At 43.1% G+C, this 21,019-nt stretch carries 17 protein-coding genes and 12 tRNA genes; 22 read left to right on the top strand and 7 right to left on the bottom strand.

The window, feature by feature from the left end:
• Positions 1–88: 88 nt before the first annotated feature.
• Complete coding sequence (gene hrpA, locus FNC98_RS08660) at positions 89–4,009, top strand: ATP-dependent RNA helicase HrpA (RefSeq protein ID WP_409574548.1); 3,921 nt, start codon at positions 89–91, stop codon at positions 4,007–4,009.
• 87 nt (positions 4,010–4,096) lie between these two features.
• Positions 4,097–4,390 carry a PilZ domain-containing protein gene (locus tag FNC98_RS08655; RefSeq protein ID WP_143580847.1) on the top strand — a complete coding sequence of 98 codons (294 nt, stop codon included), beginning with the start codon at positions 4,097–4,099 and terminating at the stop codon, positions 4,388–4,390.
• Positions 4,391–4,440: 50 nt separating this feature from the next.
• Here FNC98_RS08655 and FNC98_RS08650 read toward each other — a convergent pair whose 3' ends face one another.
• Positions 4,441–5,634, bottom strand: a complete 1,194-nt coding sequence (locus tag FNC98_RS08650; RefSeq protein WP_143580846.1) for a class I SAM-dependent methyltransferase — start codon at positions 5,632–5,634, stop codon at positions 4,441–4,443.
• Positions 5,635–5,797: 163 nt separating this feature from the next.
• On the opposite strand from FNC98_RS08650, the gene FNC98_RS08645 reads away from it, so the two are divergent.
• Positions 5,798–6,067: an acylphosphatase gene (locus FNC98_RS08645; RefSeq protein ID WP_143580845.1), complete on the top strand. Its 270-nt coding sequence runs from the start codon at positions 5,798–5,800 to the stop codon at positions 6,065–6,067.
• A 73-nt stretch (positions 6,068–6,140) separates the two neighbouring features.
• Here the strand turns inward: FNC98_RS08645 and FNC98_RS08640 are convergent, their stop codons facing one another.
• The 5 genes from FNC98_RS08640 to FNC98_RS08620 form a co-directional block, all read right to left on the bottom strand.
• Complete coding sequence (locus tag FNC98_RS08640; RefSeq protein ID WP_143580844.1) at positions 6,141–6,347, bottom strand: DUF1653 domain-containing protein; 207 nt, start codon at positions 6,345–6,347, stop codon at positions 6,141–6,143.
• 562 nt (positions 6,348–6,909) lie between these two features.
• Positions 6,910–6,986 (bottom strand) — tRNA-Met (locus FNC98_RS08635).
• A gap of 80 nt (positions 6,987–7,066) precedes the next feature.
• Positions 7,067–7,143: transfer RNA gene (locus FNC98_RS08630), tRNA-Met, on the bottom strand.
• A 256-nt stretch (positions 7,144–7,399) separates the two neighbouring features.
• A tRNA-Met gene (locus tag FNC98_RS08625) sits at positions 7,400–7,476 on the bottom strand.
• 154 nt (positions 7,477–7,630) lie between these two features.
• Positions 7,631–7,707, bottom strand: a tRNA-Met gene (locus tag FNC98_RS08620).
• 204 nt (positions 7,708–7,911) lie between these two features.
• Here FNC98_RS08620 and rlmKL point away from each other — a divergent pair.
• The 4 genes from rlmKL to FNC98_RS08600 are packed head-to-tail and all read left to right on the top strand — an operon-like array spanning position 7,912 to position 13,931.
• Entirely contained in the window at positions 7,912–10,038 is a 2,127-nt protein-coding gene (gene rlmKL / locus FNC98_RS08615; RefSeq protein ID WP_143580843.1) for a bifunctional 23S rRNA (guanine(2069)-N(7))-methyltransferase RlmK/23S rRNA (guanine(2445)-N(2))-methyltransferase RlmL, read from the top strand.
• Between the two features lie 8 nt (positions 10,039–10,046).
• Positions 10,047–10,292: a glutaredoxin family protein gene (locus tag FNC98_RS08610; protein WP_143580842.1), complete on the top strand. Its 246-nt coding sequence runs from the start codon at positions 10,047–10,049 to the stop codon at positions 10,290–10,292.
• Entirely contained in the window at positions 10,279–12,183 is a 1,905-nt protein-coding gene (locus FNC98_RS08605) for an ABC transporter ATP-binding protein (RefSeq protein ID WP_143580841.1), read from the top strand. Before FNC98_RS08610 ends, FNC98_RS08605 begins: the two co-directional genes overlap by 14 nt.
• Positions 12,183–13,931, top strand: a complete 1,749-nt coding sequence (locus tag FNC98_RS08600; protein ID WP_143580840.1) for a DUF3466 family protein — start codon at positions 12,183–12,185, stop codon at positions 13,929–13,931. Before FNC98_RS08605 ends, FNC98_RS08600 begins: the two co-directional genes overlap by 1 nt.
• A 68-nt stretch (positions 13,932–13,999) precedes the next feature.
• Here the strand turns inward: FNC98_RS08600 and fabA are convergent, their stop codons facing one another.
• Positions 14,000–14,515, bottom strand: a complete 516-nt coding sequence (gene fabA, locus FNC98_RS08595; RefSeq protein WP_143580839.1) for a bifunctional 3-hydroxydecanoyl-ACP dehydratase/trans-2-decenoyl-ACP isomerase — start codon at positions 14,513–14,515, stop codon at positions 14,000–14,002.
• 240 nt (positions 14,516–14,755) lie between these two features.
• Between fabA and FNC98_RS08590 the strand changes: the two genes are divergently transcribed.
• From FNC98_RS08590 to FNC98_RS08520, 15 genes are all read left to right on the top strand, one after another.
• Positions 14,756–15,055 carry a hypothetical protein gene (locus FNC98_RS08590; protein ID WP_143580838.1) on the top strand — a complete coding sequence of 100 codons (300 nt, stop codon included), beginning with the start codon at positions 14,756–14,758 and terminating at the stop codon, positions 15,053–15,055.
• A gap of 92 nt (positions 15,056–15,147) precedes the next feature.
• The gene (uvrY, locus tag FNC98_RS08585) at positions 15,148–15,792 is read left to right on the top strand and encodes a UvrY/SirA/GacA family response regulator transcription factor (protein ID WP_143580837.1); all 645 of its coding nucleotides are present in this window, start codon (positions 15,148–15,150) and stop codon (positions 15,790–15,792) included.
• 3 nt (positions 15,793–15,795) lie between these two features.
• Positions 15,796–17,631 (top strand): excinuclease ABC subunit UvrC, encoded by a 1,836-nt coding sequence (gene uvrC / locus FNC98_RS08580; protein ID WP_143580836.1) that lies wholly within the window; start codon positions 15,796–15,798, stop codon positions 17,629–17,631.
• Positions 17,632–17,676: 45 nt separating this feature from the next.
• A complete protein-coding gene (gene pgsA / locus FNC98_RS08575) occupies positions 17,677–18,261 on the top strand; it encodes a CDP-diacylglycerol--glycerol-3-phosphate 3-phosphatidyltransferase (protein WP_143580835.1) in 585 nt (194 codons plus the stop codon).
• Positions 18,262–18,413: 152 nt separating this feature from the next.
• Positions 18,414–18,489 (top strand) — tRNA-Gly (locus FNC98_RS08570).
• Between the two features lie 39 nt (positions 18,490–18,528).
• Positions 18,529–18,602, top strand: a tRNA-Cys gene (locus FNC98_RS08565).
• A gap of 4 nt (positions 18,603–18,606) precedes the next feature.
• Positions 18,607–18,693: transfer RNA gene (locus tag FNC98_RS08560), tRNA-Leu, on the top strand.
• A 51-nt stretch (positions 18,694–18,744) separates the two neighbouring features.
• A tRNA-Gly gene (locus tag FNC98_RS08555) sits at positions 18,745–18,820 on the top strand.
• A 23-nt stretch (positions 18,821–18,843) separates the two neighbouring features.
• Positions 18,844–18,919 (top strand) — tRNA-Gly (locus tag FNC98_RS08550).
• A 41-nt stretch (positions 18,920–18,960) separates the two neighbouring features.
• Positions 18,961–19,047 (top strand) — tRNA-Leu (locus tag FNC98_RS08545).
• Between the two features lie 18 nt (positions 19,048–19,065).
• Positions 19,066–19,141: transfer RNA gene (locus FNC98_RS08540), tRNA-Gly, on the top strand.
• A gap of 22 nt (positions 19,142–19,163) precedes the next feature.
• A tRNA-Gly gene (locus tag FNC98_RS08535) sits at positions 19,164–19,239 on the top strand.
• Positions 19,240–19,404: 165 nt separating this feature from the next.
• Positions 19,405–19,992 (top strand): DUF4136 domain-containing protein, encoded by a 588-nt coding sequence (locus tag FNC98_RS08530; RefSeq protein ID WP_143580834.1) that lies wholly within the window; start codon positions 19,405–19,407, stop codon positions 19,990–19,992.
• A gap of 111 nt (positions 19,993–20,103) precedes the next feature.
• A complete protein-coding gene (gene hinT, locus FNC98_RS08525) occupies positions 20,104–20,454 on the top strand; it encodes a purine nucleoside phosphoramidase (RefSeq protein ID WP_143580833.1) in 351 nt (116 codons plus the stop codon).
• 50 nt (positions 20,455–20,504) lie between these two features.
• Positions 20,505–20,876: an acyl-CoA thioesterase gene (locus tag FNC98_RS08520; protein ID WP_144035515.1), complete on the top strand. Its 372-nt coding sequence runs from the start codon at positions 20,505–20,507 to the stop codon at positions 20,874–20,876.
• The last annotated feature ends 143 nt before the right edge of the window (positions 20,877–21,019 follow it).

Here is a 21,019-nt window from a genome sequence, read left to right as displayed (position 1 = left end):
ATTACCTTGTAATACCGTACTGATTTTCCCTCGTCTAGATGTTAAGATACTGCCAATTTTATGACTGTTTACCAGGTTTTTTTACTCAGTGTCATCGCCATCTTCCTCAGATAGTTTCGCTCTTCTAAATCAAACTCGCCTTTGTGACAAGTTTATGCTTAAACGTCGATTACAAGGGTTAAAGAAAATCGCCAATGAACAAAAACGTGAACGGGCGCTAGAAAAAATACATGAAGCGATCCTTGCCTCCATTGCCCTTAAAGCACAACGTCAACAACAACTTCCTAAGGTTACTTATCCTGAGGGGTTGCCAGTTAGCGAACATGCTGCTGAAATCAAAACCGCAATTAACGACAACCAGGTGGTGATCATTGCTGGTGAGACCGGTTCTGGTAAAACGACGCAAATTCCTAAAATATGTCTTGAGCTAGGCCGAGGCGTGGAAGGCATGATTGGCCACACCCAACCTCGAAGAATAGCGGCGCGAACAGTCGCGAATCGAATTGCCGAGGAATTGCATTCAAAACTGGGTGATGTGGTTGGTTATAAAGTGCGATTTACCGATCAGGTTAGTGAACGTAGTTATGTAAAGCTAATGACCGACGGTATTTTGCTGGCGGAAATGCAAAAAGACCGACTATTGCGCCAATATGACACCATTATCATCGATGAGGCCCATGAACGCAGCCTGAACATAGACTTCATTCTTGGGTATCTTAAGCAAATTCTTCCAAAACGCCCTGACTTGAAAGTTATCATTACCTCGGCAACCATCGACCCGCAGCGCTTTTCGAATCATTTCAATCAGGCGCCGGTTATCGAGGTTTCTGGCCGCACCTATCCGGTCGATATCGTTTATCAGCCCTTGTCAGAACAGGACGATTACATAGCTGGTATTATCCGGGCGGTAGAGGACTTACAGCAGTTGCCACCTGGTGACATCCTGGTGTTTTTAAACGGTGAGCGAGAAATTCGCGACGCCGCTGCAGCGCTTGAAAAAGAGAACTTTCGCAATACCCATATTTTACCTTTGTTTTCACGGTTAACTGTCGCCGAACAAAATAAGATATTCGCTCCCCATACCGGAACCAATATTGTTCTCTCTACCAACGTAGCGGAAACTTCCCTGACGGTGCCAGGTATTCGTTATGTGATTGATACCGGTACGGCTCGGATATCCAGATATAGCTATCGAACCAAAGTACAGCGACTGCCGATTGAACCCATTTCCCAGGCCAGTGCCAATCAACGAGCAGGGCGATGTGGTCGTGTTGCGGAAGGGGTTTGTATTCGCTTGTATTCCGAAGAAGACTTTTTGTTACGACCGGAGTTTACCGATCCTGAGATCTTGCGTACCAATTTAGCAACGGTAATTTTGCAGATGCTAGCCTTAGATCTAGGTAACATCGCTGACTTTCCATTTGTGCAGCCACCGGATCAACGCAACATCAATGACGGTGTTCGTTTGCTGTTAGAATTAGATGCAATTAGCGAAGGCAAACACGGTCAAAATACCTTAACAGCGACCGGCCGAAACCTATCCAAGTTTCCTATCGATCCACGTTTGGCAAAAATGTTACTGACGGCTACTCAGTATGGCTGTAGTCAGGAACTGGCTATTATTACCGCCGGCCTGACGATTCAGGATCCCAGAGAGCGGCCAATGGAAAAACAACAGGCTGCGGATCAACACCATAGCCGCTTTAAGGATAAACAATCAGATTTTATCAGTTTGTTAAATCTCTGGGTCTATATCCAGCAGCAACAAAAAGCGCTGAGTAATAATCAATTTCGGAACTTATGTAAAAAACAATATCTGTCTTACCTTCGCATTCGTGAGTGGCAAGATATTGTCTCGCAACTCAGATTAAGCATAAAAGAACAAGGACTGGATTGGTCAGCGTTTGCTCCGCAAATAAAAATCGCTGACGACAATGGCCATATGTCTTTTGATGTGGCAAACCAGGATACGATTCACCAGGCCATATTATCAGGGCTGTTGAGTCACCTTGGTAACCTAGACGAAAACCGTGAGTACAAAGGCGCGCGAAACTCCCGCTTCTTTATCTTCCCTGGTTCTGGTTTGGCGAAGAAAACCCCAAAATGGCTGATGGCCGCAGAACTTGTCGAGACCAGTCGTTTGTTTGCCAGATTCTGTGCTCGTATTGATGTTGAATGGGTTGAACCCTTAGCCGGGCATTTGGTAAAGCGCAGCTATCTGGAGCCTCACTGGGATAAGAAGCAAGGTTCGGTAATGGCTTATGAACAAGTGAGTTTATATGGCCTGGTGATCGTTACCAAAAGGCGAATTAACTACACCAAGATCGATCCAGAAACCTGCCGAATGATGTTTGTTCGACAGGCTTTGGTGCTTGGTGAAGGACGAATTCACCAAGCTTTCTTTCAGAAAAATCAGGACTTAATTGAATCTATCACTGAGATGGAAGATAAATCTCGTCGTCGCGAGTTTCTTGTCGATGAAGAGCAGCTTGTGGACTTCTACCTGCAAAGAATTCCGGAGCATATTGCCGACCAGGCAAGTTTCCTTAGCTGGTGGAAAAAGACCAAAAAGGCTAATCCAGATTTATTAACCATGTCCCGCAATGACGTGCTTCAGGATGATAGGGATGAAATTAATGTAGATGATTACCCGACGATATGGCGTCAGGACAATTTGGCTTTACCGATCAGTTATCACTTTGATCCGGGGAGTGCCGATGACGGCGTCAGCATTAATATCCCGATTTCGATGTTAAATCAGGTTGAAGATGTTGACTTTGACTGGCTGATCCCGGCTTTGCGCTTAGAAAAGATAACGGCACTGATAAAAGGGTTGCCTAAACAGGTTCGCAAAAACTTTGTACCGGCGCCTAACTATGCACAGGCGTGTTTTCAGGCGATTAATCCCGATGGCCAATCATTAACCCAGGCAATGGCAAAGCAGCTGTTACGAATGACCGGTATACGCATAGACCCAGAGTTATGGAATGTTTCTGAGTTACCAGAACATCTGAAAATGAACTTTAAGGTGGTGAATGATAAAGGCAAGCTATTAAGCCAGGGGCGAGATCTACTAAACCTGCAGGAACAATTGCAGTCGCAGGTTAAAAAATCCATCAAAGCGGTTGCCGACAAAGGTATTGAACAACAAAATATCACCGAATGGGGTTTTGGTAAATTGCCAAAAAGTTATGAAAAAACCACGGCGAATATCAAAATTCAGGCGTTTCCAGCTTTGGTCGACCAGGGTAAAGATGTTGCAATTGAGCTATTTGAAACCGAGCAACAGGCAAAAGACAATATGCTGCAGGGTGTTGCCAGACTAGTGTTGTTAAGCATACCTTCACCAATTAAATACCTTGAGCAAAAGCTGCCAAATAAGTCGAAGCTGGGGTTGTATTTCAATCCATTCGGTAAGATTTCTGATCTGCTAACCGATTGTATCCATGCCAGCGCCCGAGCCATTATCGCTGCCAATGGTGAACTTCCTTATGACGAACCATCATTTAAAATAGTGCGAGATAAAGTTCGTGGCGAAATTGCAGATACCGTCCTAGATAGCGCCATTAAACTTGAGCAGATCCTGTCAATGCATCATCAGATTCAAAAGCAACTGAAAGGAAATCTCGGCTTTGCCGCAATTCAATCTCATGGAGACATTAAGAATCAGTTAACATCACTGGTTTATAAAGGTTTTGTTACTCGTAGCGGCATCAATAAGTTAGATGATTTACTTCGTTATCTTAAGGGCATTAGCCGTCGCCTGGAAAAGCTGCCTATTGACCCAAATCAGGACCGTTTGAAAATGATCGAAGTGAACAAAGCCGAAGCGTTAATTGATGAGCTGGAAAAGCAAAATCGTAAGGGCATTAGTGATGACGACGCTAAGTCGCTGCGCTGGATGGTGGAAGAGTTTCGCATTTCATTATTTGCGCAAAACCTCGGAACCGCATATCCAATATCTTTGAAACGCATTAAAAATCGAGTGTCGGAATTACAGCAAGGTTAGGAGAGTTCTCAGCGAATCTTTGACAAAGCATACGCTGAACTCTATAAAAGGGATATGATCAATTAGCCTAATGTAGCCAATGCCCTTATGAATCAGTCCAGTGAAAAGCGAACGAACTACCGAAATTTCGTGAATCAGCCACTTCAGCTGGTCGTTAAAGAGCACGAAGATGAAGTGGCAGTTAATGGCTTTTGTATTGATGTTAGTGATGGTGGACTGGCCGTTGAGTTGCCACACGCGGTTGCTGTTGGAACCGAGGTTAAAATCAGCAATGATTTTGATATCCATTCTGAGCTGGCGATTTGTCTCAACCGGGGAACGGTAATTCGTTGTCAGGAGCAGGGCAATCAGAGATTTCTGATTGCCATTAATTTCCAATAATTTGGCTTAATTCGCAGAGTCTTAATAAGTCGCAAATTTAGTCAGCTTAATTAATCAACCTGGCAAATCAAACCCTTCAGATAGTAACCTTCAGGGAAATTGGTCGCGATAGGGTGATCGCTGGCTTGTTGCAATCGCTCGATAATACGTGCCTGACGTTTGGCATCAACCGCAGCGTCAGCAACGACTTTTTGAAATAAGCTCGCTTCCATTAATCCAGAACATGAAAATGTCAGCAGAATGCCATTAGGCTTTAACAGCTGCATGGCCAGCATGTTGATATCTTTATACCCTCGGCAAGCACCATTTAATTGTGCTTTGGATTCGGCAAACTTGGGCGGGTCGAGGATCACCATATCAAAGCGTGTTCCCTGTTCCCGATATTTTCTTAAAAGTTTAAATACGTCAGCCTGAACATGCTCAACCTGTTCCTCAGAGATATCATTAAGTTGCAGGTTTTTCTTGCTTAACTCGATAGCTGTGTCAGAAACGTCGACGTTAACCACTTTTTTTGCACCATGTTTGGCGCAATGCAAAGAAAATGTACCGGTATAAGAAAAACAATTGAGTATAGATTTACCCTTTGCATATCGACCTGCAGCTCTCCTTGAATCTCTTTGGTCGAGATAAAAGCCGGTTTTGTGACCGGTTTCTACGTTAACTTCAATTTTTACATCGTGTTCTTGAATAGTCGCGACAGGAGAGTTGTCAGAAGGCGCTTTGATCCAACCGCGAGTGAGCTCTAAACCTTCTTTCTTACGAACTTCGACATCGCTGCGATCGTAAATACTATGCTCAGGATATAAGGTTTCCAGAGCATTGATGATGAGATGACGATTGTATTCTGCGCCGGCACTGAGTAACTGACAACTGATAATATTTTCATAGACATCAATGGTTACGCCAGGTAAACCGTCTGATTCACCGGCCACCAAGCGATAGCCGGTAAGGTTGGCCTCGGCTATTGTATGTTGTCTAAGGTTTTGCGCAGATTTTATTTTATCGAGGAAGAATTGGCCGTTTACCTCCTCCTTCTGAATGAAGCTCCAGACGCGGATGCGGATCTGAGAATTTGGTGAAAACGCACCTTTTGCTAACCATTTTCCCTGACTGTCAAAGACATCGACGGTTTCTCCTAAAACCGGTTTGCCAATAACTTTTTTAATAGCTTTTGAAAATATCCACGGGTGACGACGTAAAAGAGATTTTTCTCTACCCGGGTTTAACAAAACTCTTGCAGACATACTATATTCATAATTGAGTAAAAGAGTACTGATTGTAAGCAATGGCAGCTAGGTAAACAACGAATTATGCCTTTTCTCAGAGTTAAATGACGGTTTCATTTAATTCCCTAAAAAGGTGTACGGACGCAATCGGGCGAAAATAACAAATAACAAAGGTACAGATATGAAAGTTTGCTATGTAGCGACCGTTACGGGCCTTGTTCAAGGCGTTTATTTTCGAGCAGCTGCACAAAATATGGCCATAGATTTAGGACTTAGCGGTTATGCCCATAATCAGGAAGATGGCAGTGTGGAAGTTATGGTGTGCGGCACCGAGGAAAATGCTCAGAAAATGATTAAATGGCTAGAGCAAGGACCAGAGGAAGCAGAGGTCGAAGCGGTAGAAGTAGAATCAACCCACCCCAGGGATATCAATCATTTTTCAATCGGATGAAAGTCTGTTGTTAGTGAAATGCCGAAGCAATCTTCTTCGGCATTTTTGAATATGCTTAGAAATTTTAACGCCATTAGACCTTTTTAAAACGAGGTTGCATTGCGCCATCCACCTCTACCTCTTCAATAAACATCGAAAGAGGGCGGATCCACACGCTCATATCTCCATATAAAGTTCGGTAAACTACGTGCTCTTCTTCGGTTTCACTATGTCTGGCCACGTGCATCACTTCATAAAAAGCGCCCTTGTAGTGTTGATACTTTCCTGCAGGTATGGTCATTTAAATTTCCTCTCAAGATTTTGTTGGCACTTTCTCAAACCTGATGTTCGAAAACAAGCAATAAATCCAAAGTAAATAGCTCTAGACTGAAATGGCGAACTGACGAGACAGTTGTTTAAATTCATTTTCGTGTGGGAATTTGCTTGGTGTATTTGATAAGAGGAATTGGTTGCGGGAGCCCGATCTTTGAATTAGTGAACTGACGAGTCAGTTGTTTAAATCACTTTCTTCTGAGAATGTGCTTGGTGTATTTGATAAGAGGAATTGGTTGCGGGAGCCCGATCTTTGAATTAGTGAACTGACGAGTCAGTTGTTTAAATCACTTTCTTCTGAGAATGTGCTTGGTGTATTTGACAAGAGGAATTGGTTGCGGGAGCCCGATCTTTGAATTAGTGAACTGACGAGTCAGTTGTTTAAATCACTTTCTTCTGAGAATGTGCTTGGTGTATTTGACAAGAGGAATTGGTTGCGGGAGCCCGATCTTTGAATTAGTGAACTGACGAGTCAGTTGTTTAAATCACTTTCTTCTGAGAATGTGCTTGGTGTATTTCAATAGAAGAATTGGTTGCGGGAGCCAGATTTGAACTGACGACCTTCGGGTTATGAGCCCGACGAGCTACCAGGCTGCTCCATCCCGCGTCCGAATGGTTTATCGATTGATAAACGAGCCACAATAGTTTTACTTCATTTTGTTTGGAAGTTCTTTTTGCAAAGAAAATTGGTTGCGGGAGCCGGATTTGAACCGACGACCTTCGGGTTATGAGCCCGACGAGCTACCAGGCTGCTCCATCCCGCGTCCGAATGGTTTATCGATTGATAAACGAGCCACAATAGTTTTACTTCGTATTGCTTGGAAGAATTGGTTGCGGGAGCCCCGATCTTGGCATTAGCGAACTGACGAGTCAGTTGTTTAATCCACTATCTCAGATTTCCTGCACTTTCTTAAAAAAGAAAATTGGTTTCGGGAGCCCCGATCTTGGAATTAGCGAACTGACGAGTCAGTTGTTTAATCCACTATCTCAGATTTCCTGCACTTTCTTAAAAAAGAAAATTGGTTGCGGGAGCCAGATTTGAACTGACGACCTTCGGGTTATGAGCCCGACGAGCTACCAGGCTGCTCCATCCCGCGCCTGTAATGTGTTTTCAGTATACTGATTTTCCTTTCAAAAGAAAATTGCTTATGTGAACACTGATCTTTGAATTAGCGAACTGACGAGTCAGTTATTTAATCCACTATCTCAGAATTCCTACACTTTCTCGCACATTCATTTATGAAAGAAAATTGGTTGCGGGAGCCAGATTTGAACTGACGACCTTCGGGTTATGAGCCCGACGAGCTACCAGGCTGCTCCATCCCGCGTCCGAAAACGATGCGTACTATAAGGATTGCTAGAACGTTATGCAAGCACAAACCACATATTTTTTTAAACAAATTGTAAACTTGCATACTTATCGAACATGTCGAACAAAAATTACTCGTAACGGCTGTAAATATAGATTCTATCAGGACAAAAACCCCGTCTTTGTTTATAATCCACGCCATTGATCTCCCGCGAATTTTATTATGCAAAACTTTTTAGCGTTAACGTCTTTTGGTATTGAATCGGTACTGGCTGAAGAAATCACCCAATTAGGTGGTCAGCAGGTAGTGCAAAAGCCTGAAGGCGTATATTTTCAAACCGATTTAGCCAATGCCTATCAAATCGTATTAAAAACCCGGATGGCGAGTCGGGTACTTATGCAATTATCGGAACCGGTCGGTGTTAATAGCAAAGATGACCTGTATAACGCAGCTATAGACATTAACTGGCACGAACAATTTAACAGTGATGCATTGTTTGCTGTTGATTTTGTCGGTAAAAATAAGGCCATTCGCGATTCGCAATTTGGTGGCCTTACGGTTAAAGATGCGATTGTCGATAAATTCCGTGATGCAGGTTTAGAGCGACCCAACGTTGAAAAATCGCGACCAGATATCCGTATTCAAGCGCGATTATTGAAAAACCAGGTACATTTTTACCTGGATTTCTCAGGTCGCTCTTTGTTTAACCGCGGTTATCGTCAAAATACAGGTTCTGCACCGATGAAGGAAAACCTGGCCGCTGCCCTGATTGTTCGCAGTGGTTGGCTAGAAGATACCAGCAGACCCCTTATCGACCCTATGTGTGGATCAGGAACGATCTTAATAGAAGCTATCGCGATGGCTGCAGATCTCGCTCCAGGTGCTAACCGGGAATTCTGGGGATTTGATTTTTGGCTGGGGCACGATCAGTCTATGTGGAAATCGATTCTTGAAAAAGAAATTCAGTTAAATGAACAAAAGTTGGAGCAATTAACCATCAAAGTTCACGGCTTTGATATGGATGAGCGTGTGCTTAAAACTGCCAAAGCCAATGCCCGTAGTGCGGGATTATCGGACTTCATCGAATTTAAAGTTGGCAATGCAGAAGCGTTGAAGAATCCATTTAAAGCACCGGGACAGATTATCTTCAATCCACCATATGGCGAGCGAATTGGCTCGTTACCAGAATTAGTCGCCACTTTTACTAAATTGGGGCAGCGCTTAAAGCAGGACTTTGTAAACTGGCAAGTGGCCATTATTACAGCTAATCCTGAAACGTTAAAGTTATTAAAGCTTGCCAGCCACAAGCGCTATAAGTTTAAAAATGGTCCGTTAGATTGCGTGTTTGCGCTTTATGATATTAGTGAAGAGCAAGCAGAGCGCGGGACCGGGCAAAACATCGACGCCAGTCAGCCAAGTGCTTTTGCTAATCGCCTGAAAAAGAATATTAAAGGCATGAAAGGCTGGCTCAAGCAAAACGATGTTAATTGCTATCGAATCTATGATGCGGATATTCCAGAATACAATGTAGCGGTCGATGTATATGATGACCACCTGGTGATTCAGGAATACGCGGCCCCCAAGAATATCGAAGAATCAAAGACATCAGCTCGATTGCAGGAAGTTATTTTCTGGGCTCCACAGGTTATGGGCGTTGCGCCAGATAAAGTGTCGTTAAAAACCCGGGAAAAGAAAAAGGGTAAGAGCCAGTATCAAAGTTTGAGTAAAACCGATCGCTCTATGGTTGTTCATGAATATCAAGCAAAATTAAAAGTTAATCTGTGGGATTATCTGGATACGGGTTTGTTTTTGGATCATCGTAAAACGCGGCAGATTGTTGCCAAAAAAGCAAAGGGTAAAACACTGTTAAACCTATTTGCTTATACTGGCTCGGTTTCGCTGCAGGCAGCGCTTCATGGTGCTAGTGAAGTGACAACCGTGGATATGTCCCACACCTACCTTGATTGGGCTCAGGATAACTTCGAGCTTAATGGTTTGCGTTCTCATAAATATCAGTTTGTGCAATCGGACTGTTTGCAGTGGTTAGAAAATAACACGCAAACCTATGATCTGGTGTTTATCGACCCACCTACGTTTTCTAATTCAAAGCGTATGGATAAGACCTTTGATGTTCAGCGGGATCATGTAGATTTGTTACGACTAGGGATGAAAGCGGTCGCTGCCGGCGGTGAACTGATATTTACCAATAACAAACGCCACTTTAAAATGGACTTTGACGCGCTTCAGGAACTTGGCTTTACTGCCAGGGAAATTACTGAGCAAAGCAGAGATATGGATTTTAAGCGTAATAAGCATATCCATAACAGCTGGATAATTACCCGCGATTAGGTATCGATTTGAAAACGATTTATTTATACGGCACAGAGGGCTGTCATCTGTGCGAAATGGCGATGGAGCTTTGTCAACAAAGCCCACTGATAGAAAATGATGAGCTCGTGTATCGAGATATTATTGATGATCCGTTGTGGCTTGAGCGCTATAAACTGACCATTCCCGTCATTGAAGTTGAAGGCCAACAGCAAGTTCTTGGTTGGCCCTTCGATTTGCAGCAGTTGAACGAGTTTATTAATGGAAATAATTAGAATAACCAATGCCGAACTGGCTTTCGGTGACGAAAAAATCCTTGCTAACACTGAACTTCGAATTAAAACCGGAGAACGGGTATGTCTGGTCGGTCGCAATGGCGCAGGTAAATCTTCATTATTAAAGATCATTAATCAGGATCAGTTACTTGATGATGGTCAACTAGTGTTCTCTAATGAGATCACTGTGGCAATGCTTGCCCAGGATCCGCCTCAAACATCCGAACAAAGTATTTTTGATTACGTGGCTGAAGGCTTAAAAGCCAATGGCGAACTAATCCGAGAATACCATGCTCTCGCCGCCATGATTGCTCAAAACCCTTCAGAAAGTAACCTTGAAAAATTAACCGAAATTCAGTCTCGTTTAGAAAAGAATAATGCCTGGCAAGATGAACAGCGCATTGAACAGGTGCTAAGTAAGTTGGCGTTAAACGCCGATGATAAGGTGAGTTCTTTATCTGGTGGTTGGTTAAGAAAAATTGCCCTGGCTCAGGCATTGGTTAAAAATCCTGATGTTTTGTTACTCGACGAACCAACGAACCATTTGGATATCGATAGTGTTCTTTGGCTTGAAAATTTCTTAAAAGGTTTTAACGGCACCATCATCTTTATCAGTCATGACAGGGCGTTTATCCGTTCAATGGCTACCCGTATTGTCGATCTGGATCGCGGTACCCTTACCAGCTATCCCGGTGATTATGACAAATACCTGGATATGAAAGAACATGATTTACACGTAGAACAGCAACAAAATCAGTTGTTTGATAAACGCTTAGCAGAAGAAGAAACCTGGATTAGACAAGGTATTAAAGCCCGACGAACCCGTAATGAGGGAAGGGTAAGAGCGTTAGAGAAACTTAGGGTTGAGCGCAAACAACGCAGGGATCTTAAGCAACAAAGCCAAATGACATTTGCCAAAGGTGATAACAGTGGCAAACTGGTGTTTGAAGGTCAGGGTATTGGCGTTAGTTTTGGTGATAAAACCATTATTCGCGACCTTGATTTGTTGATAAGCCGAGGCGAAAAGCTGGCCCTGATAGGGGCGAACGGCACCGGTAAATCGACATTACTTAAATTAATCACCGGTCAACTTGAAAACACTCAAGGAAAAATGCGCCTGGGTGTTAACCTCGAAATTGCCTATTTTGATCAGCATCGAATGCAATTGGATGTTAACCAAACCGTTCAGGATGCGGTCGCGGAAGGCAAGCAGGAAATCACCGTAAATGGACGTACTCGTCATGTTCGGGGTTACTTGCAGGACTTTTTGTTCAGTCCCAAACGTGCCAGAACCCCGGTCAGAGCCTTATCAGGTGGTGAGCGAAATCGCTTGCTACTTGCCAAATTATTTCTAAAACCAAGTAACTTATTGATTCTCGATGAGCCGACCAATGATTTGGATATCGAAACGTTGGAATTGTTGGAAATGGTCGTTAACGATTACCCTGGCACTGTGCTTTTAGTAAGTCACGACCGGGATTTTGTTAATAATTGTGTGAATTCATGCCTTTATTTCGACGGTAGTGGTACAATCAACCAAATTTTTGGTGGATATTCCGATGTTGAAAAATATTTGGCTGATAAAGCGGAACAAAATAAACAATTTGACATCAAAGCCAATACTAAAGTAAAAACTAGTCCGGTTAAGAAAAGCTCTAACAAGCTATCATACAAGGACAAACGCGAGCTCGAAGCTTTACCAGCACTGATAGAAAAGCTGGAAGGTGAGGTAGAAGAATTACAATCGCAAATTAACAGCGCTGATTTTTTCAACCAGGACAGTTCCATTACCCAGCCAATTCTCGATACCTTGCAAACGCAGGAAACCGCGTTAGAGCAAGCTTATGAGCGTTGGCAAGAATTAGAAGAATTTCAAGAGAAGAGTAGTTAATGAATACCTTATGTAAATCCTTGATCACCTTAGGGGTGACTTCTGCGTTAATGTCTCATCAGGCGCAGGCTGCGACCTATGAAGTAATCGATCTGGGATTAGTCGATACGGTTAAAAACACCTTTGGTTTAAAGCAGAACAACAATGGTGAAGCCGTAATTTTCGGTAATGGTTCTTACAATTTCCCGATTCAGTATCAAAACCTTACCGACGAAGATTTTGAAGAAATTCAGGACCTTTCCGAGGAGAGAGCAGAAGACTTACGCGACTTTACCGAAATCACCGATAGCCAGCTTGAAGACTTAAAAGCCGGTAATCCCGATGCTAATGCTCTATGGTGGGCTACTCAATGGTTACGTGGACGCAGCCCGGCTATCTATCAAAATGTCGGTGACAGTACGGTGTTAAAGTTTGATGGTGTAAATTATGCTCCGATCACCATATTTGATCAGCCATTTGAAGAAACTGGTCAGCTAACACGTTCTACCGCTGAGACGCCAAATGGAATCACTGACAATGGTTGGATATTCGGTACCGCATCAGCACCGGTGCTGCCACTTGAGCCATATATTGATAAAGATGATGAAGAAATTACCTACTGGGTAAGTGAATTCTCGACACGTGGATTTATTAGCATTAATGGTGGCGACGCTATAGGATTAGAGCCGATCGAGTCCACCTATGGTGGTATCTCGCAAATTTTTGATATCAATAATGTGGGCCAGGTGGTTGGTTCGAGCTCAGTAAGTCTGGACCAAGACGAAGTTACCGACCTTGAAGAAAAATGTATTCTCGAAGGTGAAGAGCGACTGGATCAACCTCAAGAGTATTGTATTTTTGTTCAGAAATCGACTATCTACGAACAGCGCGCTGTTCGCTGGAACCTCGACTCTCAGGGGCAAATTATCGGTGAACCTGAATTATTAGGCACCGCTGTTGATGACAACCGTAACCCTGAAGATACCCGTACTTCAATTACCAGTATTGCAACTGCGATTAATGATAACGGCGTTGCGGTAGGTAGCACGGCTGCCTGGATTGATGCTGATGAAACCGAACCATCAGAAACAGAACGTTTTGGTTTCTATGCTGCAGTATTTAAAAATGGTCAGGTTATTGAATTTACCGACAGGGATGACTTCTTTGAATCCCGTGGTACGGCGATCAATAACAATGGCATTATGACCGGTTATATGTATGGTTATGTAAATGGTAAAGCAAGAACCAAGGTATTTTATGCGGATACCAACCAGGATAATATCGAAACCCAAATGGTTGACGATTTCTTCCCTGGCTCAGGTAGCATAGGTTTTGCTATTAACGACAATGACATCATTGTTGGTGAAGGTGAATACGAGAACTTTAACGACAGTGCAAGCAACCGTCGTCGCCGCCATGGTTTTATGTATAATATTCGTACTGAAGAGTTTATCGATATCAACGATTTGTTAAGCTGTGATTCTGAATACACCATTATCGAAGCACGTGATATTAACAATCAAAATGAAATTGTTGCTACGGCTTTGATGAAGCAACCGCAACGCGATGCCAAAGGTGAACTTTTCTACAATGCCAATGGCGAACTACAGATGGAAGATGTTTTCCGTGCCGTATACCTTCGTCCAATCGAGGGTGAAATTGAAGAGTGTGGCACCGATGAAGAAAAAGTAGAGCGTAAGGGCGCTGGTTTTAACCCGTTCTTGGTTGCGGGCCTTGTGTTGCTGACGTTATTCCGTCGTCGTAGATAAGAATGGCGAAAGGCAAATAAAAAGGAGAGCTTAGCTCTCCTTTTTTGTGGAAGATTCAAAATCGAATCTTAGAACTTTGAAGTATCGGTAAACAAACCAACTTTAAGATCCGTTGCTTTGTATATCTCGCGACCATCCACTTCGACAATGCCGTCAGCGATACCCATAAACAAGCTACGCTTGATAACGCGCTTCATAACGATTTTGTATGTTACTTTTTTAGCGGTAGGTAAAATTTGGCCAGTAAACTTAACTTCACCTACACCTAAAGCGCGACCACGACCAGGGCCACCAGACCAGGCAAGATAAAATCCAACCAACTGCCACATAGCATCCAGACCTAAACAACCAGGCATTACCGGGTCGCCCTTAAAGTGACAATCAAAGAACCATAAATCTGGATTGATGTCTAACTCAGCAATAATTTCGCCTTTACCAAATTCGCCGCCATCGTCATTCATAGAAATGATGCGATCGACCATAAGCATGTTGTCAGAAGGAAGTTTGGAATTTTCCTCACCGAACATTTCGCCGGTGCCGGCCTTGATTAATTCTGCTTTATCAAACGATTGTTGTTTTCCCATAGCTGTTTTTTAAAACCCCTAAATGTTACGAAAATATGGAAAGAAGAAGAAAGTTGGTGGTTATCTAATCTGGTTAAATAAACAACTCCTCCGACCTCGGCGTACACGTGTACACTAAACTTGTGGCTACTTTAGCGAACAGGCGTACGCTAGACAACAAAAATATTCGTTTTGTTGCTTTTTTGTAGGTTATGCGTAACCATGTGGTAAAAATAACAGTTATCAACATTGGCGGTGACTATGGACGATTTAGAGAAAGCGCTAGAACAACTATCAAATACTGAAGCCCCAACACGGAAACAACCCTTAACGAATGCCGAAAAGCAAAAGCGATACCGGGAAAGACAAAAGGATCTTGGTAAAAAAGAGGTACGCGGTTATCTTAATGATGAAGCGCTTCAATGTTATCAGCTGATCAGTGAACAAACGCAATGGACGGACAGTAAAATTTTGACTAATGCTTTGCGCCTGACCTATGCCGCATATAAAAACGGTCAAATCGGTTTGTTAAGTAAGTGGTTACAGAAAAATAATTTATAATGCCCGGCGATGTCGGAACGGTTAATCTTGTCGTTGGCACAGGGCTGTCAATGCAAGTGAAGGGTTAATTATCAAATTCTAAGGAGAAGACCTTGATAAAGGTGTTATTGGTTGACGATCACGATTTAGTACGGACTGGTATCCGTCGAATTCTCGAGGATGTAAAAGGTATTAAGGTGATCTCTGAAGTTGCCACTGGCGAGGAAGCCGTGCAGTTTTGTCGGCAAATTGAACCAGACGTGATACTGATGGATATGAACATGCCAGGTATCGGTGGACTGGAAGCGACAAAAAAAATCCTGCGTTATGCGCCGGATTGCAAAATTATTATTTTAACGGTTCACGTAGAAGATCCTTATCCAACAAAAGTAATGCAAATTGGCGCCAGCGGCTTTTTATCGAAAAACGCAGGGTGCAATGAGATGGTTCAGGCCATTAAAGCCGTAAATGCTGGTCAGCGGTACTTGCCTGCATCTATCGCCCAGAAAATGGCGTTAAGTCAATTTGATGCAGATAACGAAAACCCATTTAACGCGCTGTCTGAGCGTGAGCTGCAAATTATGTTGATGATCACCCGTGGCGAAAAAGTAACAGATATTTCCGAGCAGTTAAGCCTAAGTAGTAAAACTATCAACAGTTACCGTTACCGAATGTTCGAAAAGCTTTCTGTCAGTAATGACGTTGAGTTGACGCATTTGGCTATTCGTTACGGTTTGGTAAGCAGTGAAGCTTTATAATTCATGAGCGCCGAGGAGCTATTCGACTATAAGGCGTTTTTAAAGGTAACCACGGAGCAAAGCGGTGTATATCGTATGTATGATAGTCAATCGACTGTGATATACGTGGGCAAAGCGAAAAACTTAAAGAAACGCCTGAGCAGTTATTTTCGAAAAGATGTCGGTTCCACGAAAACCAGAGCTCTGGTCGCGCAAATCAGAGCCATCGACGTAACCGTGACTCACACCGAGGGTGAGGCACTGATCCTTGAAAATAATTACATTAAGAAGTACCAGCCCAAGTACAACATCTTACTTCGGGATGATAAATCCTATCCTTATATTTTGATAACCGATCATCGCCATCCAAAACTTGGAGCTCATCGCGGTGGTAAGAAAATAAAAGGCGATTATTTCGGACCATTTCCAAGTGCAGGGGCTGTATGGGAAAGCCTGCGTTTAATGCAGCGATTGTTTCCGATTCGGCAATGTGAGGATAGTTATTATCGCGCTCGCTCTCGCCCCTGCCTGCAATACCAGCTAAAACGCTGTTCAGCGCCCTGTGTTGGTAAGGTAAGTGATGACGAGTACACGGAGCAGGTAAAATTAGCAAAACTGTTTCTGCGAGGAAAAAATGACCAGGTGATTGAAAATCTGGTCAGTAAAATGGAGGTCGCGAGTGAAAACCTGCATTTTGAACAAGCGGCCAGTTATCGCGATCAAATTGCAACCTTGCGCAAAGTTCAACAACAACAGTTTGTTTCCGGTATGACTGCAGAACTTGATGTCCTTGGTTTTTATCGACTTAAAAATCAGGCATGTATACATCAGTTATTTATCCGTGACCAAAAAATCCTGGGTAGCAAGAGTTATTTCCCCAGCATTCCGGCTGAAACCGAAGACGCTGATATTATCGAAGCCTTTATAACCCAGAGTTATTTAGGGCAGGGCGTAGAGCAGGCTAATATAGCTAGGGAAATTGTTTTACCCATGGCTTTTGATGGCAAACAACAATTACAAAGCCTGTTGTCACAGCAAGTCGGTCATGAAGTTAAGTTGCTAAGTAATGTCCGTACGGAACGTAAAAAGTATCTTGCATTAGCATCGACCAATGCAGAAACGGCGCTTAGAGTAAAGAACTCTCATAAAGAGTCAATGCAGGCTAGATTTGACCAGCTTAACAAACTGTTTGATTTACCAACGCCAATCGAGAGGATCGAGTGTTTTGATATCAGCCATACGATGGGACAACAGACGATTGCCTCATGTGTGGTATTTAATACTGAAGGACCGCTGAAGAGCGATTATCGTCGCTACAATGTGGTAGGTATTACGCCAGGGGATGATTATGCAGCCATGTCTTTTGCGTTGAACAAACGCTATGGGAAACTGACCGCTGAAGACAAATATCCGGATATCGTCTTTATTGATGGTGGTAAAGGGCAGTTGGGCAGAGCAGAGCAGTTCTTTAACGATTTGGATTTATCAAAAACACCTTTATTGGTTGGGGTTGCTAAAGGTGAGTCTCGAAAACCAGGGTTAGAAACCCTGATAATGGCAGGCTCGCATCAGTTAATTTCGCTCGAGCCTACTTCTTCGGCATTACATTTAGTGCAACATATTCGCGATGAATCTCACCGTTTTGCTATCGCTGGACATCGAGCGAAAAGGGCGAAGGTAAGCAAGAAATCCAGTCTGGAAGATATTCCAGGTATTGGACCTAAACGCAGACAGGCTATGCTTAAGTATCTTGGTGGACTCCAGGAAGTAAAAAAAGCAAGTGTCGAAGAATTAGCCAAAGTGCCCGGTGTTAGTTTAGAACTGGCGAAAAATATTTTTGCCAGTCTGCATGACAACTGATCTCGAATATGTAAAATAGTGAAAAAATATTGATTAATAAGAATTATGTGGACTATTCCTAACCAAATTACGTTATTTCGTATCATTCTCATCCCGGTATTTATTATCGTGTTTTATCTTCCCGTCTCCTGGTCGCATTTTGGTGCCGCATTCGTTTTCTGGCTTGCTTCTATCAGCGATGCCCTAGACGGCTATCTGGCACGACGATTAAAACAATCCAGTAAGTTTGGTGCGTTTATTGATCCGGTCGCTGATAAGCTGATGGTAACCGTAGCTTTGGTGTTAATCGTTGCTGAGTACCAGGTATGGTGGGTAACCGTACCGGCGTTAATCATGATTAGCCGTGAAATAGTTATTTCGTCACTTCGTGAATTTATGGCTGATTTAGGTAAACGTGAAAATGTAGCTGTATCTTCATTAGGCAAATGGAAAACCGCCTGCCAGATGTTGGCATTAATGGGGCTGATCTGGAAACCGGATTATCCAATTCCGTTAATCTTGTTTGATGTACCTGCATTCATTGTGATGTGGGCGGCATGGGCATTCTATGCCATGGCAACTTTTTTCGCCTTTATTTCCATGTTTCAATATCTTAAAGCTTCATGGCCAGAATTGACCGGCAAAAATTAGCGATTAAATAAGCAATAAATGCATTCTTGAGTTAAAAAATCAGCACTTTAGCTGTTATTTAACCAGTCAGCACAAAAATGAAATTTAACTGTTGACTCATAATAAATTCGATGTAGAATGCACATCCGTTGACAGGGAGTCAACACTGGAAAGCGGCTGTAGCTCAGTTGGTAGAGCATCACGTTGCCAACGTGAATGTCACGAGTTCGAGTCTCGTTAGCCGCTCCAATATTTCATGGAATTACATCACCAACTTGTTGATGAAAAGGCGGGTTGGCAGAGTGGCTATGCAGCGGATTGCAAATCCGTGGACCTCGGTTCGACTCCGGGACCCGCCTCCATTCTGCCCGGGTGGTGGAATTGGTAGACACAAGGGATTTAAAATCCCTCGTCTTAACGGACGTGCCGGTTCAAGTCCGGCCCCGGGTACCATTTCTTCTCAATTTGGGATGTAAACGAAATTAAGTGTAAACTTAAAGATATGCGGCTGTAGCTCAGTTGGTAGAGCATCACGTTGCCAACGTGAATGTCACGAGTTCGAGTCTCGTTAGCCGCTCCAATTCTTTAAGCCATGCATGTGAAGCGGCTGTAGCTCAGTTGGTAGAGCATCACGTTGCCAACGTGAATGTCACGAGTTCGAGTCTCGTTAGCCGCTCCAATTCTCTTTCTGATTTCATTGAAACGAGTCAGGCATTATATGCCCGGGTGGTGGAATTGGTAGACACAAGGGATTTAAAATCCCTCGTCTTAACGGACGTGCCGGTTCAAGTCCGGCCCCGGGTACCATTTCAATGAAAGGATTATGCGGCTGTAGCTCAGTTGGTAGAGCATCACGTTGCCAACGTGAATGTCACGAGTTCGAGTCTCGTTAGCCGCTCCAATTTAATCCAGACTCTCTTTATGCGGCTGTAGCTCAGTTGGTAGAGCATCACGTTGCCAACGTGAATGTCACGAGTTCGAGTCTCGTTAGCCGCTCCAATTTCCTTATCCCCTAAAAAATCATATAAATTACTCGAATCAACTGCGATTTCTTCCGGTCTGTGTAAATTATTAGTAATTTGTTCTCTCGTTTACGGTATTTAGTTTTATTCTTGGCAAATGCCACATATTATTAATACTATGATGCTATAGAAGGAAGCAGCTATGAAACGTTTATTTTTGTTTGGGCTGGTTGTTTTGCTTAGTGGTTGTGCCAGCAGTTATAAACCTGATATCGATTACAACCCCGAATATAATTTTTCTGGAATTCAAAGCTTTGTCGTGCTCGATGCCATGGAGCCGATGAACGAAACCGATAATCAGCAGTTTAATGTACATTTAAGCGATCTTGATAATGACCGCATTATTCGCGCTATCAACGTCAATTTAGAAAACAAAGGACTGGCTTCGCAACCGGTGGAAAATGCTGATATCCAGGTTCGTTATCAGGTAGTGACAAAAGATAAGACTCGTATTCGTTCATACAATACCTCGTTCTACAGTTGTTGGAGTTGCGGCCCTTATTATGGTGGATACAACTATGGTGGCCCGGTCAATGATATTGATGTAAAGCAGTACGTTGAAGGTACGTTGATTATCGATATGATTGACCCTAAATTGAAAAAATCGGTATGGCGCAGCCAGGTTTCTGAAGCGGTAAAAGAAAACATTCCGGTTGAAGAGAAACAGGCACGGATACAAGAATTGGTAGATGCCATGCTAGCCACATTTCAGTCAACCGCAGTAAATTAACGTTTAACGCAAAAAGTTAAGCCGCTATAATAGGTTACTTTAGTTGAGCCTCGCATACTTTCACTCGCATGAAAGTGCGATATGTGTATTTTGCCAAGCTTTGGAGCGAACATGGCTGAAGAAACCATCTTTTCAAAAATTATCCGTCAGGAAATCCCTACTGAACTACTTTACCAAGACGAGCTCGTCACGGCTTTTCGAGATATTTCACCTCGTGCTCCAAGCCACATCTTAATTGTCCCGAATATTCTTATCCCAACCATTAACGATGTCGAATCCGAGCATGAGCTAACCCTGGGTAGAATGGTAGTCGTTGCTAAAAAATTGGCAGTAGAAGAGGGGATTGCTGATGATGGCTATCGATTGATTTTTAATTGTAACCAGCATGGTGGCCAGGAAGTGTATCATATTCATATGCACCTACTTGGTGGTAAACCGCTTGGCCCGATGTTAGCGGTTTAACTGGGCAAGGATGTACATTGACAGAACGTGAAAAATTGATCGCCGAGCGTATGGCGCAATCAAAAAGCTATCAGACCAAAACGGTATTCCCAGGTTACACCAATCATCATAACACCTTATTTGGGGGGCAGGCGATGGCATGGATGGATGATATCGCCTTCGTAGCCGCTACCCGTTTTTGCCGTAAACCCCTGGTAACCATTTCAACAGATAGAATTGATTTTAAAGAAGCGATTCCCTCAGGAAGCTTTTGTGAGCTGGTGGCCGAAGTAATTAAAGTCGGTAACACCAGTTTGAAAGTAAAAGTCGATATCTACCTGGAAAACATGTACGAAGATAATAAGCACCACGCGATAACCGGAACCTTTAGTTTTGTCGCACTGGATGCCGATCGTAAACCAACTCCAGTTCTCGATATTTAAAACTCACACCATTAAAAACTCCCTGCAACTTCCTTTATTTGCGATAAATATCCTTTATCTTAAGGTAAGTTACAGGGTTTTTTAGCTTGCTTTGGGGGATACTTTCAAACAATGGAAGGAAAAAACTCAACATATTGGAAATA

Source organism: Thalassotalea sp. PS06, from assembly GCF_007197775.1.
GTDB lineage: Bacteria > Pseudomonadota > Gammaproteobacteria > Enterobacterales > Alteromonadaceae > Thalassotalea_A.
The sequence above is the reverse complement of the archived record's forward strand: the minus strand, read 5'-3'. Positions and strand labels throughout refer to the sequence as shown.

Bases quoted from the DNA above. Each gene is read 5' to 3' on its own strand.
- FNC98_RS08655 (WP_143580847.1), top strand. From the start codon at position 4,097: ATGAATCAGTCCAGTGAAAAGCGAACGAACTACCGAAATTTCGTGAAT.
- FNC98_RS08650 (WP_143580846.1), bottom strand. From the start codon at position 5,634: ATGTCTGCAAGAGTTTTGTTAAACCCGGGTAGAGAAAAATCTCTTTTA.
- FNC98_RS08645 (WP_143580845.1), top strand. From the start codon at position 5,798: ATGAAAGTTTGCTATGTAGCGACCGTTACGGGCCTTGTTCAAGGCGTT.
- FNC98_RS08640 (WP_143580844.1), bottom strand. From the start codon at position 6,347: ATGACCATACCTGCAGGAAAGTATCAACACTACAAGGGCGCTTTTTAT.
- rlmKL (WP_143580843.1), top strand. From the start codon at position 7,912: ATGCAAAACTTTTTAGCGTTAACGTCTTTTGGTATTGAATCGGTACTG.
- FNC98_RS08605 (WP_143580841.1), top strand. From the start codon at position 10,279: ATGGAAATAATTAGAATAACCAATGCCGAACTGGCTTTCGGTGACGAA.
- FNC98_RS08600 (WP_143580840.1), top strand. From the start codon at position 12,183: ATGAATACCTTATGTAAATCCTTGATCACCTTAGGGGTGACTTCTGCG.
- fabA (WP_143580839.1), bottom strand. From the start codon at position 14,515: ATGGGAAAACAACAATCGTTTGATAAAGCAGAATTAATCAAGGCCGGC.
- FNC98_RS08590 (WP_143580838.1), top strand. From the start codon at position 14,756: ATGGACGATTTAGAGAAAGCGCTAGAACAACTATCAAATACTGAAGCC.
- uvrC (WP_143580836.1), top strand. From the start codon at position 15,796: ATGAGCGCCGAGGAGCTATTCGACTATAAGGCGTTTTTAAAGGTAACC.
- pgsA (WP_143580835.1), top strand. From the start codon at position 17,677: ATGTGGACTATTCCTAACCAAATTACGTTATTTCGTATCATTCTCATC.
- FNC98_RS08530 (WP_143580834.1), top strand. From the start codon at position 19,405: ATGAAACGTTTATTTTTGTTTGGGCTGGTTGTTTTGCTTAGTGGTTGT.
- hinT (WP_143580833.1), top strand. From the start codon at position 20,104: ATGGCTGAAGAAACCATCTTTTCAAAAATTATCCGTCAGGAAATCCCT.
- FNC98_RS08520 (WP_144035515.1), top strand. From the start codon at position 20,505: ATGGCGCAATCAAAAAGCTATCAGACCAAAACGGTATTCCCAGGTTAC.